Annotated in this window: 14 protein-coding genes; 3 read left to right on the plus strand and 11 right to left on the minus strand. The window is 35.3% G+C overall.

Annotated features, from left to right (window positions below):
* Positions 1 to 5: 5 nt before the first annotated feature.
* The 4 genes from ACXAGJ_RS13645 to rsgA all read right to left on the minus strand — a co-directional run bounded on the left by ACXAGJ_RS13645 (position 6) and on the right by rsgA (position 5,521).
* The gene (locus ACXAGJ_RS13645; protein ID WP_474840728.1) at positions 6 to 2,018 is read right to left on the minus strand and encodes a DUF3857 domain-containing protein; all 2,013 of its coding nucleotides are present in this window, start codon (positions 2,016 to 2,018) and stop codon (positions 6 to 8) included.
* Positions 2,018 to 3,931, minus strand: a complete 1,914-nt coding sequence (locus ACXAGJ_RS13650; RefSeq protein WP_474840729.1) for a DUF3857 domain-containing protein — start codon at positions 3,929 to 3,931, stop codon at positions 2,018 to 2,020. The genes ACXAGJ_RS13645 and ACXAGJ_RS13650 overlap by 1 nt, the downstream gene beginning before the upstream one ends.
* Before the next feature lie 21 nt (positions 3,932 to 3,952).
* Positions 3,953 to 4,405, minus strand: coding sequence for a D-aminoacyl-tRNA deacylase (dtd, locus tag ACXAGJ_RS13655; protein WP_474840730.1), 453 nt, complete (start codon positions 4,403 to 4,405; stop codon positions 3,953 to 3,955).
* Between the two features lie 165 nt (positions 4,406 to 4,570).
* Positions 4,571 to 5,521: a ribosome small subunit-dependent GTPase A gene (gene rsgA, locus ACXAGJ_RS13660; protein WP_474840731.1), complete on the minus strand. Its 951-nt coding sequence runs from the start codon at positions 5,519 to 5,521 to the stop codon at positions 4,571 to 4,573.
* 116 nt (positions 5,522 to 5,637) lie between these two features.
* Between rsgA and ACXAGJ_RS13665 the strand changes: the two genes are divergently transcribed.
* On the plus strand, positions 5,638 to 6,093 hold the full coding sequence (locus tag ACXAGJ_RS13665; protein ID WP_474840732.1) for a hypothetical protein: 456 nt from the start codon (positions 5,638 to 5,640) through the stop codon (positions 6,091 to 6,093).
* 49 nt (positions 6,094 to 6,142) lie between these two features.
* On the opposite strand, the gene ACXAGJ_RS13670 is transcribed toward ACXAGJ_RS13665, so the two are convergent.
* From ACXAGJ_RS13670 to ACXAGJ_RS13695, 6 genes are all read right to left on the minus strand, one after another.
* Positions 6,143 to 7,225, minus strand: coding sequence for a chorismate mutase (locus ACXAGJ_RS13670; RefSeq protein WP_474840733.1), 1,083 nt, complete (start codon positions 7,223 to 7,225; stop codon positions 6,143 to 6,145).
* A gap of 44 nt (positions 7,226 to 7,269) precedes the next feature.
* On the minus strand, positions 7,270 to 8,118 hold the full coding sequence (locus tag ACXAGJ_RS13675; RefSeq protein ID WP_474840734.1) for a prephenate dehydrogenase: 849 nt from the start codon (positions 8,116 to 8,118) through the stop codon (positions 7,270 to 7,272).
* A 9-nt stretch (positions 8,119 to 8,127) separates the two neighbouring features.
* On the minus strand, positions 8,128 to 9,321 hold the full coding sequence (locus ACXAGJ_RS13680) for a pyridoxal phosphate-dependent aminotransferase (protein ID WP_474840735.1): 1,194 nt from the start codon (positions 9,319 to 9,321) through the stop codon (positions 8,128 to 8,130).
* Positions 9,318 to 10,148, minus strand: coding sequence for a prephenate dehydratase (locus ACXAGJ_RS13685; RefSeq protein WP_073315486.1), 831 nt, complete (start codon positions 10,146 to 10,148; stop codon positions 9,318 to 9,320). Before ACXAGJ_RS13685 ends, ACXAGJ_RS13680 begins: the two co-directional genes overlap by 4 nt.
* 342 nt (positions 10,149 to 10,490) lie before the next feature.
* On the minus strand, positions 10,491 to 11,678 hold the full coding sequence (gene kbl / locus ACXAGJ_RS13690; RefSeq protein WP_474840736.1) for a glycine C-acetyltransferase: 1,188 nt from the start codon (positions 11,676 to 11,678) through the stop codon (positions 10,491 to 10,493).
* A 45-nt stretch (positions 11,679 to 11,723) separates the two neighbouring features.
* On the minus strand, positions 11,724 to 12,698 hold the full coding sequence (locus ACXAGJ_RS13695; protein ID WP_474840737.1) for an NAD-dependent epimerase/dehydratase family protein: 975 nt from the start codon (positions 12,696 to 12,698) through the stop codon (positions 11,724 to 11,726).
* 169 nt (positions 12,699 to 12,867) lie between these two features.
* Here ACXAGJ_RS13695 and ACXAGJ_RS13700 point away from each other — a divergent pair, with 169 nt between their 5' ends.
* Positions 12,868 to 13,329 carry an Lrp/AsnC family transcriptional regulator gene (locus ACXAGJ_RS13700; RefSeq protein WP_073315489.1) on the plus strand — a complete coding sequence of 154 codons (462 nt, stop codon included), beginning with the start codon at positions 12,868 to 12,870 and terminating at the stop codon, positions 13,327 to 13,329.
* Here ACXAGJ_RS13700 and ACXAGJ_RS13705 read toward each other — a convergent pair.
* On the minus strand, positions 13,312 to 14,616 hold the full coding sequence (locus ACXAGJ_RS13705) for a glycoside hydrolase family 1 protein (protein ID WP_474840738.1): 1,305 nt from the start codon (positions 14,614 to 14,616) through the stop codon (positions 13,312 to 13,314). The two genes, ACXAGJ_RS13700 and ACXAGJ_RS13705, sit on opposite strands and share 18 nt — an antisense overlap.
* Before the next feature lie 303 nt (positions 14,617 to 14,919).
* Here ACXAGJ_RS13705 and gldA point away from each other — a divergent pair, with 303 nt between their 5' ends.
* Positions 14,920 to 15,822 carry a gliding motility-associated ABC transporter ATP-binding subunit GldA gene (gene gldA / locus ACXAGJ_RS13710; RefSeq protein ID WP_073315491.1) on the plus strand — a complete coding sequence of 301 codons (903 nt, stop codon included), beginning with the start codon at positions 14,920 to 14,922 and terminating at the stop codon, positions 15,820 to 15,822.
* Positions 15,823 to 15,868 lie beyond the last annotated feature (46 nt).

A 15,868-nucleotide genomic window follows, 5' to 3' on the forward strand; every position in this document is an offset into this window, starting at 1 on the left:
TTGGTTTATATTTTTTTTAAGACTACCTGATCATTTTCTTTTTGAATGATCTGGTTATAAAATTGTTTGAGTGTAGGGTAATATTCTGCAGGAATAAATGGAGTTTTCAAGTTTTCAGAAATAGTAATCTGAACTTTATTAGCATTTACATTTGATCTATAGATAAAACTCCCCATACCATCTGGCAATTTAAATGCCTGACTTTTTGGGATTTCTGCTACTTCATATCCCTCTGGTATTTGAATAGAAACCATCATTTGATTAGCATATCCGTATCCAAAATCTACTGGATATAACCGTTCATTGGACTTAAAGATGTTCTCTTTATCTCTTAAAAAAAGTAAAGGAGCAAAGTATATTTCGTCTTCAATCACTTCTGTCTGGTCATCTACAGCAAACTCGAATCTTTCTACTACAGGTTCCCCTAATTGATCAACACTCTTTAATTCGTAATTACTTAAATCGGTAATTTCATATCTCTTTTTAAGCCTTTTTGTTTGCGTCTCTTTATCCTTTATCGCATGGGCAGTACGAAATGAGTGTGCCAGATAATCTTTATGATATAAATTTGTTTTTCCGGTGATTACTCCATCTTCGCTCAATTTACATTGCAAGCTGAATCTTCCCATAGCAGGTTGCTTTGGCCGAAAATCTATTAATTGAGATGTCCCTTTTTCGGATATTATTCTACCTGAACCATGTACTACTCTATAGGGAAGAATATTAGGTTCTCCATATTTATCTGTAGCATCCAAGAACAGAATTTGATCTCCCGACTTTACCCTTGCGATTACATAATCAAACCCTTCTAAAGTTGGAAATAATGAGATCGTCTTTCGAACGGAGCTCACCAATACAGGGTTAACCTCTACACCAGCATATTTCAACATCCCAATCAACATTAAATTGATTTCTGCAGAATTACCAACACCATCTGCGTACGCTTTTTTTACTCCATTTCTTGTTACTACCCCGTATTTATTATTCCAATTCATTTTTCCTTGCACAAAACTATAAATCAAAAGTGCCTTTTTGATAGGATCTGTAGTAGTTCCCAAAAGCTCGTCAATATCTTTTTTGAAATAAGCAGTTCTTTCTAATTCGTTCCCAAATCTTGGATTCTCGAAGACAGATTTTGCAACTGCCTCCCAGGTGGTAGCGTAGTTTTCTATTGAATTACCAAAGCGCGTAAACTGAAGTTCAAAAAGTATAGAAGACAAATAGTTTTCTGGATTGCCCGAATACGGTTCTTCTATAAATGCAGGAACATTGGTAGACGTAATGTTGTTTATATTAACCTTATAATCAATTCGGTCCACAGAATATTTAGTCTCTCTAGATCCAAAAGTATTCGCTGATTTAGAATTAATAGAAATATTCTTATTGCGACTAGATTCTTTAAGATTAACCGGCAAATACCCTGTAGTGTATTTTTTGAAATTATAGTATTCAGGGGTATTTACTGAGACTTCCAGTTTTTTAATAGGTATGCTCTGTTGTAAGTATATCTTATCAATGTTGTATATAAAAGGAGAAATAATTTTATACTTAAACTCAACTATCGATCCTTCTGATAAGGATGGCATCGTAAACTTTACCTCGTTATAATTCTCTGAGTATTCGTTTTCAAAAACATCATCTTTATCCAATTTTGTTTCGTTAATTTTATTATCAACCAAACTGTAAGACACTCCTTTTAAGCCACTTATTTTTTCTTTATTGCTATTATTTCTATACAGTAGCACCTCATGTGAGGCATGTTCAAATCCGTTTTTGTTATACAATTTAATTCGCTGATACACTTCTGTAACCAATTGAAATCCTCGTGTCTGCGAATATTCGTACCATACTTTTTTGTTTTTATACAATACTGCAGCATTAGCATTACTATCCAATGGATAGGACTTTTCCTGCAGTTCATCTTTGGAAATCTTACCAAATTCGTATTTCTGGCCATACGACGTTTGAACTGCAAAAACCAAAGTAAAACAGGCAATTATGTAATTAAAATTCTTCATTAAAGTTGTTTTAGTACAATTTTGGATTTATCGATTTTTTTAATGCCAGCCCTAAACTCGCGATACTCTTCGTATTTTTCTTTTGGAAATGTACCATCCTTTATTTTGAGGTATCTTTTGAATTTTAAACTGGCGTCATCTATTTTTTCTAATTCCCAAGAGTATTTCCCAAACTCTGTTTCTATTATTTTTTTGTCCGGAATACTGGAAACCGCATATCCCTGAGGGACATGAATAATATATTCGTCAGTGTTAACGTAACCTCTGGATATTTCTAAAGGCATTTTTCTATCCTCATATTTTGGAAGGTTACTTTGATCACAACTAAATGCATTTGGAGCCACCAATAAACGGCTACCTACCTTCTTCATATAATTCCTACATGAAACTTTGACCTCTTCGTAAAATGAGATCGCATCTACGTCATTTTCAAAATTTAGCGAATTAATTTCCAGATTATTTACATATCCCCAAAGCTCCTTATAATACACCTTTTGATCCTTTGGTGTTTCGAATCGAATACCATTATTCCAATCATATTCCAATCCTTTGGATTCTCTTTTTATTTCCGCTACCAGGGAAGCGTCTGACCCCAAATTAATAGTGGCCTGAGTATGAAGTATATTTTCTTCAGGTTCGTATCGTTTGGTTCTTTTAATTTCTCCTCCGTCTGGGGTTACTACCAGCACATTTCGATCATCTGTAAAATCACCAATAAAATCAAAAGGAGCTGTTTGACTGGTACATTCTAACCATATATCCTCATCTTCTTCTGGAATATTAAGAATGACATGATTTCCTTGCATAGCCGCAAAGTCTGGATCAATATCTCTTCTTTCATTTGCAAAAACCACTGTATAATATGATAATATCCCTTGGCTTTCCAGTAAGGCTTTGGTATAATTAGTAAGTGCTTTACAATCTCCATAGCCCAAGCGATCTACATCACTTGCCAAAAAAGGCATCCAACCCCCAACTCCCAACTGCACACTAATGTATCTGGTTTTTCCTTGTACATACTCATAAATTCGTTTTGCTTTTTCTCTTTTTGTAGTTAAACCTTCTGTTAGTTTTGCAACTTCGTTTATGGTTTCTTGCGACAATTCATCTCTTCCGGTCAACAACTTATCATATTGCCATTTCCCCATAGTCTTCCAATCGGTAGCAGCACCTTTTACTCCTTGAAGATAAAATTCATTTAAGGTTGCCCTTACCATAGGGACTGTATTTCTATATGACGGACTTAGTACTTCCCTTAATCTTGAAGGCATCCGATCAATGGTATATTTTCTTTGACCATTAGATTCGTCTTTTTGCACGGGAAAACCTTCAAAATTTGTTTCATTATATCGAATAGAAATATCCGTATTATTCACTATGGTATAAGAAGACTTTTGCACGCCCAATCTATACCCCAATAGTGGCAACCAAGGAGTAATAAATGCAGTAGATGATTTTTGCACTTCACTCTCAAAAACCAACGTATACGGATAGTCTACAGGAGTATAATCAAAATACAACATTCGATCATCATTCATCAAGGAAATACCATCATGTCTACTCCTATCCTTAAAATCCTTCTTTTTGTATTTTTTAATTTCTTTTCCATAGGCATCGTAGACCGTAGCTTCAAGCTTTTTAATTTTTATAGAAGGGTCATACCATTCAGCAGAGTTTGCGTAGCCTCGCCCATATTTATTAAGGACTGTAACAATCCTTTTATTTTTAACGGTAATGGAGTTGATAGCATTAATTTCTATCTGTACATCTTCAGACAGAACTACCGCATTTGCATCTTTAAGAAGCGTCGTGTCTATTGAAGAGAACTTCAAATCTACTTCTTCTTGTGCTGAAGTTTTAGAAAAATACAGTACAAAAACTGCTACCACATAGGGTAGTACTTTTTTTAGCATATCTATTTATTTTTGGGGTGGTTATTCTCTATTTTTGGTATCTATTATGATCGTTACCGGTCCATCGTTAAGCAGCGCAACTTTCATGTCTGCTCCAAAGATCCCGGTCCCTACTTTTTTGTTTAATTCGGTTTCAAGTTGGTTAACAAAACGCTCATAAATTGGTATAGCTATATCAGGTTTTGCAGCTTTAATATAACTAGGCCTATTTCCCTTTTTGGTGCTTGCGTGTAAGGTAAATTGACTTACCACAATCGCATCTCCACTTACATCAAGTAGACTCTTGTTCATCACCCCATTTTCATCTCCAAAAATTCGTAATCGTGCAATTTTTCCAGACAACCAAATAATATCTTCTTCTGTATCCTGCTCTTCTATTCCTACTAAAATGAGCAACCCAGATTGTATGCTAGAAATCTCTTTTTGATCTACCGAAACTGAGGCTTCGGTTACCCTTTGTATCACCGCTCTCATATCTTACTTAGCTTTTACATCTTCAACCTACAATACGACCGAAAATTATCTCGCGCATTTGCAAGTATACACTATACCAGTTTCATTTTTTGAAACTTAGTTTTTTGTTTTCCTATTTGTGTATTTCATGAATTTCCAAAATGTTACCCTACTCTTGAAAAAAAATTATTCTTCATCATAATTATTTTTACGGTAGTGTTCCTCATCCCCTTCGAGTATTTGAAGGTAACTTTTGTATCTAGACCATGCAACCTCTCCGTTATCCAGAGCTAATTTAACTGCGCATTTAGGCTCATTAATATGTAAACAATTATTGAATTTACATTGAGATTTTAAGGCAAAAAATTCAGGGAAATAATCTCCTACCTCCTCTTTATCCATATCAACTACTCCAAATCCCTTAATTCCCGGAGTATCGATAATTTTTGCCCCTATACTCAAGTCAAACATTTCTGCAAAAGTTGTAGTATGTTGCCCTTGTTGATGCTGTTCACTGATTGCTGCTGTCTTTAAGGATAAATTTGGTTCAATCAAATTGACCAGGGTAGATTTTCCCACGCCACTATGCCCAGAAAACATGCAGACTTTATCTTCCATCAAAGATTTTACCTTATCAATATTTTTTCCAGTTTTTGCAGAAACACCAATGCATTCATATCCTATATCTCTATATAATGCAGCGAGATATTTTATTTCTAAAAGCTCTTCCTCATTATAGGTATCTATTTTATTAAAAAGTAACACCGCCCTTATACCGTATGCTTCTGCGGTAACCAAAAAACGATCAATAAATGCTGTAAAGGTTGGTGGATTATTTAATGTAATTAACAAAAAGACCATATCAATGTTTGCCGCGATAATATGGGTTTGCTTAGAAAGATTTACAGATTTTCTAATGATGTAATTTCGGCGCTCATGTATATGTTCTATAACCCCTGTTTCCTGATCATTTTTGGTTTCTAATTTAAAATCTACAACATCTCCAACCGATACAGGATTTGTACTTTTTATACCCTTAATCCGAAATTTCCCTTTTATCCGGCATTCATAGACATTACCATCCTGTGTTTTAACGGTATACCAACTCCCGGTAGATTTATAAACTGTACCTGTCATAAGCACAAAGATGCGAATATTAAAATTTATTTAAGACCTATTTTTTTCTTTGTTCAAAAAATATGGCATACCAATTGATAAGTTAGCAGATATTAATCTTAAAATTAAAATCCATTATGAAAAAAAACTTAGTACTAGTCGCACTTTTTATGCTTGGTTTAAACACAACTTTTGCTCAAGATGTCTATGAATACCAAATCGTAACGGTTATAGAATCTATTGTTCCTAGTGGTTTGGGTAGATCCAGAATGCTTACCAGCAATGAAGTTAGAGATTACAAAGAATTCACTTCTACACGTACTGGGGAAGATGACAAAAGAAATAAATCCAACCGAGGTGAAATTAGAGTAAAAGGCTTTGATGAAACCAAACTTTTAAACTTCTTTAATCTTGGTGGGATCCGTTTTCAAAATATCGCTGCAAACGACGCTATAGTTACTTCAAAACTTAACGAAATGTCTACTCTAGGTTGGGAACTAACTTTTGTAAACAGTGGTGTTGAAAGTTTTGGTGGTAAAGGCGACGGTAATGGAATTTATATAACCCGATATACTTTCAAAAGAAAAAAATAGACTACAACTTTATAAAGAAGCCACTCAAATGTATTTGAGTGGCTTTTTATTATGAACGTGCTACTTTTTTCTGATGATTAATCGACTCTTGGTGAATTGCCTTATAGATCCTAAGCATAAATTCTTCACTTAATCCTTTTTCTTCTCCTTCAAGAATCATTTTTCCTAAAATTTCATTCCATCTTTTAGACTGCAGGATCGCTACGTTTTGTTTTGCTTTGACTTTACCAATTTCATCAGAAATCTTCATCCTTCTTGACAACACATCCAGCAACTGATTATCTACAACATCTATTTTTGCTCTCAGTTCACTTAGTGCTTTTTGATACGCTTCGTCCACACCAACTTCTTTTCGGATTTTTAAATCTTTCATATATTGAATTAATGTTTCTGGTGTAATTTGCTGTTTTGCATCACTCCAAGCATTATCCGGATCAAAATGTGTTTCTACGATCAATCCGTCAAAATTAAGATCTAATGCAGTTTGCGAAAGATCAAAAATAAGATCTCTTCTTCCTGCAATATGAGAAGGGTCCAGAATCAATGGTAAATCTGGAAAACGATTTTGCAAATCAATTGGAATTTGCCACTCTGGGATGTTACGATATTTTGTTTTTTCATAAGTTGAAAAACCTCTATGAATCACACCCAAATTCTTTACATCAGCCGTGTAAAAACGTTCTACTGCACCTAACCATAAAGAGAGATCAGGATTGATTGGATTTTTTATTAAAACCGGATTATCGATTCCTTTACAAGCATCTGCAATATCCTGAACAATAAAGGGAGAAACAGTACTTCTTGCTCCGATCCAAAGCACATCTACACCATGTTCTAAAGCTAACTCTACATGATGTGGATTCGCCACTTCGGTAGCAATTTTAAGACCCGTTTCTTCTTTTGCTCGTTGCAGCCATTTTAATCCTAAAGCTCCTACACCTTCGAAATTACCAGGTCTGGTTCTGGGCTTCCAAATTCCTGCGCGTAATACTGTGGCATCAGAATCTTTAAGCTGATGTGCAATTTTTAATACTTGTTCTTCGGTCTCTGCGCTACAAGGGCCACTGATTACCAAAGGGTGATCCAGATTGTAGTCATCTAACCATGTTCTAAGTTCCTTCTTATTTTCCATTGCTATCTTTTATGCATTATGTTTATAGTCGTTTTTATTTATTGTTATGAAATTCCTTTCAAAATTGTCTTAATATAGTTTGTATTTTCCATCTCCTGATAGATTTGATCAAATTTATCATTTTCCATTAATTCTTTGAACTGATTAAGGTTAGTTATGTACTCTTGTAATGTTTCGATAACATTTTCCTTATTTTGCTTAAATATAGGAGCCCACATTGCCGGAGAACTTTTGGCCAATCTCACCGTAGAGGCAAAACCACTTCCGGCCATATCAAAAATATCTCTTTCGTTTTTCTCCTTTTCTATTACGGTTTTACCCAGCATGAATGAACTTATGTGAGACAAATGAGACACATATGCAATATGCTTATCATGAGATACCGGATCCATATAACGAATTCGCATACCTAATCTAGAAAAAATTTCCATGCCTTTTTCCTGTAATTTAAAAGCAGTTTTCTCTACCTCACAAATAATATTGGTTTTCCCACGGTATAAGTTAGCAATTGCCGCTTTTGGTCCAGAAAACTCTGTACCTGCTATTGGATGTACGGCTAGATAATTTCTTCGCTTGGGATGATCCTCTACAATTTTGCACAGTTTTTTCTTAGTAGAACCTACATCAAATACTAAACAATCATCATTAATTTGATCAAGAACTTGCGGTAGTACCTTGACTGTTGCATCTACAGGTATTGCAATGATTACTACATCGGCTTGATCAAGTTGATCAAAATCAGAAGCATGATCTATAAAATCTAAAGAAACTGAATTTTCTAAATGTTCTGGATTACCATCAATACCGAATATTTTGGCATCATTAAAAGCTGCCTTGATATCGATCGCAAAGGACCCTCCTATTAAACCTACCCCAATAATAAATACATTCATACCTGTATGTTATGCCTTTTGATTCATAAGTTCATTATTAAACTCTAATTCTTGATTTCCAAATCGTTGAATAGCTTCTTGTATATTATCTTTTGAAACACACAAGGAGAAACGAATATATCCTTTCCCATTACTACCAAAAATATCTCCTGGAGCAACAAAGATGTCTTTTTTATACAATACATAATCTGTAAAAGGAATTGCTTCCAGTCCGTTGGGTAATTTTGCCCACACAAACATTCCTTTGGCAGTTCTATCAAAAGTACATCCTAATTTTGAAGCTAGTTCCCAGATCAGTGCTCTTCTTTCGGCATAAATAGCATTCATTTTATCGTACCACCCATTCGAAATTTTTAACGCTGCTATGGCACCTTTTTGTATCCCTTGAAACATCCCACTATCCATATTACTTTTTACCTTGAGAATAGCCTCTATTTTATCAGAACTACCACTCACCATACCTACTCGCCAACCCGCCATATTAAAAGTTTTACTCAGAGAATTAAGCTCTAGCGCAACTTCTCTAGCTCCTGGGACAGATAGAATGCTTACCGGACTATCGTTTAATATAAAACTGTATGGATTATCTTTTACCAATAAGATGCTATGTTTTTTTGCAAAATCCACTATTTTTTGAAACATCTCTACACTCCCCGAAGCTCCTGTAGGCATATGTGGATAGTTGATCCACATCAGTTTAACCTTGCTCAAATCTCTTTTTGAAAGGCTATGTAAATCAGGTTCCCATCCGTTCTCCTCAACCAAATCATAAAAAACAGGTGTTGCTCCAACCAATTTGGTCACCGAGGTATACGTTGGGTATCCGGGATTTGGCACCAGTACCTCATCTCCTTCATTGAGGTATGCTAAAGAAATATGCATTACCCCTTCTTTGGATCCCATAAGCGGTAGGATCTCATTTTTTGGGTTCAAATCAACCGCATACTTTGTTTTATAAAAATCTGCAATAGCTTCACGCAACTCCGGCAATCCCTGATAACTTTGATATTTATGTGCCCCCTGTTCTAAGACAGCTTCTTGAATTGCTTTTACCACTTCTGCCGGAGGATCTAAATCCGGACTTCCAATAGCCATATTAAGTATAGGTTTTCCCGAAGATGCTAACTCACGCACTTCTCTCAACTTGGTTGAGAAGTAGTACTCTTCTACCGTATCTAATCTTTTTGCTGTTTGAATGTTCATCCGTTTTGATTTTTATATTCTCCTAACACCTTTAATTCTAATGCCATTATTTTTAAAATCGACATTGCCTTTTGGTAGTCTTCATAATTGTGAAAAGTAACATCTACAAAAAATGAATATTTCCAGGGCATATCAATAATGGGTAAGGATTGAATCTTTGTTAGGTTCAAATTGCAATCACTCATTACATTAAGCACTGTGGCCAGGCTCCCTCTTTTATGATCTGTATGAAACTTTAGCGAAGCTTTATTGATCTGATCCTTTGGCGTTTTTGCTTCAGACTTTGCATTAAGTACAAAAAAACGTGTGCTATTGGATTTAATGGTCTGAATCTCTCGAGCTAAAATACTTAACTCATAAATAGACGCTGCAGTTTCTCCTGCTACTGCTGCCACTCCCATCAACTGTTGTTCACCAATCCTACGAGCCACATCGGCAGTATCTGCATCCTCTACCAATTTGATATGAGGATGTTTCCTAAAAAAATCCTTGCATTGTAACAAAGCCATTGGATGAGAATACACCTCTTTTATATCAGCAATTTGCTGCCCTTCTATTGCCATCAAACAATGATGTATAGGTAAGAAATACTCCCCATTGATCGTGAGATCATGCTCATCTATATATGCATAATTAGGAATAATAGATCCTGCAATAGAGTTTTCTATCGCCATGACAGCATCCGTGCTTCTATTATTTTCTAAACTCACTACTAATTCCTGAAATGACATACACTCATCTACTTCTATATCTTTTCCGAAATAGGCTTGTGCCACCCCATGATGGTAAGATCCTTTTACTCCTTGTATTGCAACTTTTTTTCTCAACCGTTGTTTATTTTATGTCAAAAAAAAATCCCGACTTTTCATCGGGATTCTTATGATATGTTTTTACTAATATTTACATAGCAATCCCGATCTTACTTTTAAAATAAAAGAAGAAAAAATAAAATCGGTTCCAAGTAAATACGTTGCTCATTTCTTTCAGTATTACAGTGCTAAAGTAGTTAAATCTATAATGAATCAAAATATTTTTTCATTTTTTTCACTATCAAAAACACATTATCATCAAATTCTAAACAAAGAGCAGCTATTGCTATTATATTCGAAACAAAAATGCTCGTCTGTTATAAATTTTTCAGTATTTGAAGCACTAACAAACGTTCGTAATTAAATCACTCCCAGTTCTTTACCAATTTTGGTAAATGCAGCGACCGCTTTTTTCAAGTGGTGTTGCTCGTGCCCAGCGGATAACTGAACTCTAATTCTTGCTTTTCCTTTAGGAACCACAGGATAAAAGAATCCGATTACATAAATCCCTTCATCCAACAGTTTGGCAGCAAACTCCTGAGCCAATTTAGCATCATATAGCATTACGGGAACAATAGGATGATCTCCTGCAAGGATATCAAAACCTGCTTTGGTCATTTCCGATCTGAAGTACTTTGTATTCTTTTCAAGCTTATCTCTCAATTCTGTTGAGGCACTTAACAAATCCAAAACCTTGATCGAAGCTCCAACAATAGAAGGAGCTACAGTATTTGAAAACAAATAAGGTCTGGAACGTTGCCTAAGCATATCTACAATCTCCTTTCTAGCAGCTGTAAATCCTCCAGAGGCACCTCCAAGTGCTTTACCATAAGTTCCTGTAATGATATCGACACGTCCCATCACATCTCTATACTCATGAGTACCTCTTCCTGTTCTACCCAAGAAACCTGTAGAATGACATTCGTCTATCATAACCATGGCTCCGTACTGATCAGCCAAATCACAAATTTTATCTAGCTGAGCTATTGTACCATCCATAGAAAAAGAACCATCGGTAACAATTAATACTCTTCTACTCCCTTCTGCTTCTTTTAATTTCTTTTCCAGATCTACCATATTATTATGCTCGTATCTAAAGCGTTTTGCTTTACACAAACGTATTCCATCAATAATGGAAGCATGATTAAGTGCATCAGAAATGATCGCATCTTCCGGACCTAGTATGGGTTCAAAAACACCTCCGTTAGCATCAAAAGCAGCAGCGTAAAGAATACAATCTTCCATTCCCAAAAACTCAGCGGTTTTACGCTCCAATTCCTTATGAATATCTTGTGTTCCACAAATAAAACGAACCGAAGACAAACCATATCCATGGGAGTCGATCGCTTGTTTTCCTGCTTCAATAACATCCGGATGTGATGAAAGCCCAAGATAATTATTAGCACAAAAATTAAGTACATGTTGTGTCTTGGTAGTATCTATTTCTGCACCTTGCGGTGTAGTGATAATTCGCTCTGACTTATATAAACCCGCTTCTTTGATTTCGTCGAGCTCCTTTTGAATATCTTCTTTTATATTGGTAAACATATTTTTGTTGTTTTGTTATTCTGTTGTTTTTAAAATAATGAAAGCTTAGAGCGCTAGCATTTCCAGATTTTTTGAACCTGTTTTGTACTTTTTCTTGAGTTGCTGTATCATCGTTGTGGTTATTCCTTCCAGATCATAAGAAGGCTCCCAACCCCAGTCTTGCCTCGCCTTTGAGTCATCTATCGACTTTGGCCATTTTGAGGCAATTTCCTGTCTGAAATCCGGATTATATACCACATCAAAATCTGGATATAATTTACGAATTTCTGCAACGACTTCTGAAGGAGAAAAGCTTACTCCTGCAATATTATAAGAAGTTCTCATGGTGATCGCTTCTTTTGGTGCTTCCATCAACTCTATAGTTGCTCGAATAGCATCTTCCATAAAGATCATAGGTAGCGTAGCATTCTCTTTCAAAAAACAATCAAATTTTTCTTCTAGCACTGCTTTGTGATATATATCTACCGCATAATCGGTAGTTCCTCCTCCTGGCAAAGACTGATACCCAATAACTCCAGGATATCTTATTGATCGTACATCTAACCCATACTTTAAGAAATAATATTGAGCCCAGTTTTCTCCGGCTGCCTTACTAATACCATAAACCGTTGCGGGATCCAAATAGGCGGTATTGGGCGTATTGTCCAAAAGAGCTCCTTCACCAAAAACAGCAATTGAACTAGGAAAGAATACCTTTTCTATATGTTGTTTCCTGGATACCTCCAAAACATTAAAAAGGGTTTTCATATTGATATCCCAGGTCTGTAGCGGATTTTCTTCTCCTTTTGCAGAAAGGATGGCCGCCAGATGATAAATCTGAGTCACTTTATACTTTTGAACTACCTCCTCGATACGCTCCATATCTGTAGCATCGATAACTTCAAAAATCCCCTTATACCCATCTCTCTTTCTTAAATCTGAAGCAATAACATTATTGGTTCCAAATTTATCTTGCAAAGCTGTAGTAAGTACGGATCCTAATTGTCCGTTTGCTCCTATTATTAAAACCACCGTCTTCATATTGTATTCCTTTTACAAAAAGCGTTATTTACTTACTAAAGTAACAAATAACCATATATTAGCCATGAATTATAAAAAATTAAGTTATTTTTACTACAAGAAACACATTTAGCCATATTATTTACTTTTAAAAAGTTAAAAATAGGTGGCCAATAGTAATTTTTTTAGCATGGAACAATTAGATCAAACGGATATCACTATACTTCGAATACTACAAGAGGATTCTAAAAAAACTGCAAAAGAGATTGCAAAAATTCTAAATCTTACGCCATCTCCTGTTTATGAAAGAATACGCAGGTTGGAACATCAAGGATTTATCAAAAAATATGTAGCCATTCTCGACAAAAAATTAATCGATAGATCAATTACTACCATTTGCCAGGTATCTATGAGGTATCACAATGAAGCTTTTATCGAAAAATTTGAAGAACAAATCCAAAATTTGCAAGAGGTACAAGAATGTTATCACATGGCTGGGCAAGTAGATTTTATCTTAAAGATTCACACCAAAAGTCTAGAGGAATATCATGATTTTGTAAAATCCAAACTATCCAAAATTGAAAACATTGGAGTTCTAAACAGTACGTTTGTATTGAAGGAAATCAAACACACTTCAGAGTTTTACATTTGACAAATAGTCTTGCAACCAATGCGCTGTTTTTTTGAAGGTTCGATCCAACGTAGTAGGATCAAAACTTATAATGCCAAATTTAGGTACATACCCTTCGGCCCATTCAAAATTATCTACCAAAGTCCATAGTAAAATTCCTTGTAGACGAACTCCTTTTCTCAAAACCATATCCATGCCCGCTATTACTTTTTTGTAATAGTCAATTCTTTTGGAATCATCTTCATCTTCAGCCAATGCCATACCACACTCCGACAACCACAATGGTTTATCAGGATCATATTTTGCAAAGCGTTCCAAAAAGTAGGGAATCCCATCTGGATATGTTTCCCACCCCATTATAGATGTTTCTACATTTCTATGTTTTGGTTTGACCAGCATAGCTCCCAAATACGGGATATACCAAGCACTTTTCACCACTTCTCTGGTATACGTTTGTATCCCCCAAAAATCAAAATCTGTAGTAAGATCTTGAATATCGTTTTTCTTGCAATATTTTGACATTCCTTTCAGTATGGGTAAATCTTCTTCGGGGTACCCCATACCCAAATGAGGTTCGATAAACAAGCGATTCATGAGTGTGTCAATACGTTTTGCGGTTTGGATGTCTCTCGAAGTGTTTTTATAAGGTTCTATTTTGGTACAACCTATTGCGGTTCCTACTTGCAATCCTTCTTTCTGTTTTAAAACCTTAAATCCTTTTGCCTGTGCAAGCAACAAATGATGCGTGCTGGCTAAGAAATTACTAATCCCTATTTTTCCCGGAGCATGCACGCCCAAAAAATATCCACCTCCCATACATACAATTCCTTCATTTATCAAAATCCAATGAGTAACTCTATCTGCAAAATGTTCTCTAAGTACACTTACATAGTCTGTATACCAACTTACTACATCTCTATTGGTCCAACCTCCTAATTCTTGAAGTTTTTGTGGTAAATCCCAATGATAGGTGGTGATCCAAGGCTCTAGCCCAGCTTCTAGACAATAATCGATAACCTTGTTGTAAAATTCAATTCCTTTGAGGTTGATTTTTCCAGTTCCTTCAGGTAGTATTCTGGGCCAGGAAACTGAAAATCGAAATATTTTTAACCCAATACGTGCGGCCAGGTCAATATCTTCTTTGTACCGATGATAAAAATCTATGGCCACTTTCGCGTTAGATCCATCTTTAATTTTTCTGCGTTTTTCTGTAAACTTGTCCCAGATAGAAGCGCCTTTACCGTCAATATTATAAGCACCTTCCGTTTGAGCAGCAGCAATGGTAACTCCCCAGATAAGATCATTCATAAATCTCACAAAATATTAAGCTGTGAGATTTAATGTTTGAATAAACTTTTTCCAAAAAAAGAATATAGTAGTACAAAGAATAACCTTTGCATCGAGCAAAAGAGTTCTCGAGCGATTTTCTTAAATAATTGCTTCAAAAACGAAACCATAACAACACCTTTTGTATTTCAATAAATTTATAAACAAAAGACGGCAACTTCATTATCTAAATATTACCAAAGTGTTAATCTCTATTGTTTTTTAAGATCATTAAAACAATAAATCAGGAATTATTACTTTTGATACGTATAAGCACTTTTATTTATGTCCATATCTGTATCTAATATATCCAAATTCTATAAAGACCAAAAAGCGTTAAATGATATCTCTTTTGAAATTAAACAGGGAGAAATTGTTGGTTTCTTGGGGCCAAATGGAGCAGGAAAATCCACCATGATGCGAATATTAACCTCGTATTTGGATGCAAATAGTGGTTCGGCTATGGTTAATGGATATGATGTAAACAAAGAGGCAATTGAGGTTCAAAAAAGTGTTGGGTATCTTCCAGAACACAATCCTCTCTACACAGATATGTTTGTTAGAGAATATCTCGCTTTTAATGGTAAGGTCCACAGCGTAAAAGCTTCCAGAATAGAAGAAGTCATACAACTTACCGGTCTTACCCCTGAAGCTAACAAAAAAATAAATCAGCTCTCCAAAGGGTATCAACAAAGAGTTGGTCTCGCTTCTGCTCTACTTCACGATCCTCAAGTACTTATTTTGGACGAACCTACCACTGGGTTAGATCCTAATCAATTGGTTGGCATTCGTGAACTTATACGTGAAATTGGCAAAAAAAAGACCATTTTACTTTCTACTCATATCATGCAAGAAGTCGAAGCCATGTGCGATCGAGTGATCATTATTAACAAAGGTGAGATAGCGAGTGACAAATTTTTGAAAGATCTACTCAATGAAGAAGCACAAATCATTGAAGTCGAGTTTGACTACAGAGTCGAAGAAGCCTTTTTATTAAAACTACCTCATGTATCTGAAGTAAAAAACATTGTCGGGTTCACTTATCACATCACATTTGACACTGCCAATGACATGAGACCAAAAGTCTTTGATTTTGCGCATGATAACGAATTAAAAATTCTTCAACTATCAAGAAAAAACAAAAATCTGGAAAGTTTATTCAGAGAGCTTACTTCTTCTGAAAGTTAAGCCAGACGCTAGCACTACACTCTTTTCAAAATCAATTATTTATACT

The sequence above is a fragment of the Aquimarina sp. AWH4_224 genome, from assembly GCF_056160245.1.

Coding starts and splice junctions, on each gene's coding strand:
- ACXAGJ_RS13705 (WP_474840738.1), bottom strand. CDS start 14,616: ATGAATGATCTTATCTGGGGAGTTACCATTGCTGCTGCTCAAACGGAA.
- kbl (WP_474840736.1), bottom strand. CDS start 11,678: ATGTTTACCAATATAAAAGAAGATATTCAAAAGGAGCTCGACGAAATC.
- ACXAGJ_RS13675 (WP_474840734.1), bottom strand. CDS start 8,118: ATGAATGTATTTATTATTGGGGTAGGTTTAATAGGAGGGTCCTTTGCG.
- gldA (WP_073315491.1), top strand. CDS start 14,920: ATGTCCATATCTGTATCTAATATATCCAAATTCTATAAAGACCAAAAA.
- rsgA (WP_474840731.1), bottom strand. CDS start 5,521: ATGACAGGTACAGTTTATAAATCTACCGGGAGTTGGTATACCGTTAAA.
- dtd (WP_474840730.1), bottom strand. CDS start 4,405: ATGAGAGCGGTGATACAAAGGGTAACCGAAGCCTCAGTTTCGGTAGAT.
- ACXAGJ_RS13670 (WP_474840733.1), bottom strand. CDS start 7,225: ATGGAAAATAAGAAGGAACTTAGAACATGGTTAGATGACTACAATCTG.
- ACXAGJ_RS13680 (WP_474840735.1), bottom strand. CDS start 9,321: ATGAACATTCAAACAGCAAAAAGATTAGATACGGTAGAAGAGTACTAC.
- ACXAGJ_RS13665 (WP_474840732.1), top strand. CDS start 5,638: ATGAAAAAAAACTTAGTACTAGTCGCACTTTTTATGCTTGGTTTAAAC.
- ACXAGJ_RS13695 (WP_474840737.1), bottom strand. CDS start 12,698: ATGAAGACGGTGGTTTTAATAATAGGAGCAAACGGACAATTAGGATCC.
- ACXAGJ_RS13650 (WP_474840729.1), bottom strand. CDS start 3,931: ATGCTAAAAAAAGTACTACCCTATGTGGTAGCAGTTTTTGTACTGTAT.
- ACXAGJ_RS13645 (WP_474840728.1), bottom strand. CDS start 2,018: ATGAAGAATTTTAATTACATAATTGCCTGTTTTACTTTGGTTTTTGCA.
- ACXAGJ_RS13700 (WP_073315489.1), top strand. CDS start 12,868: ATGGAACAATTAGATCAAACGGATATCACTATACTTCGAATACTACAA.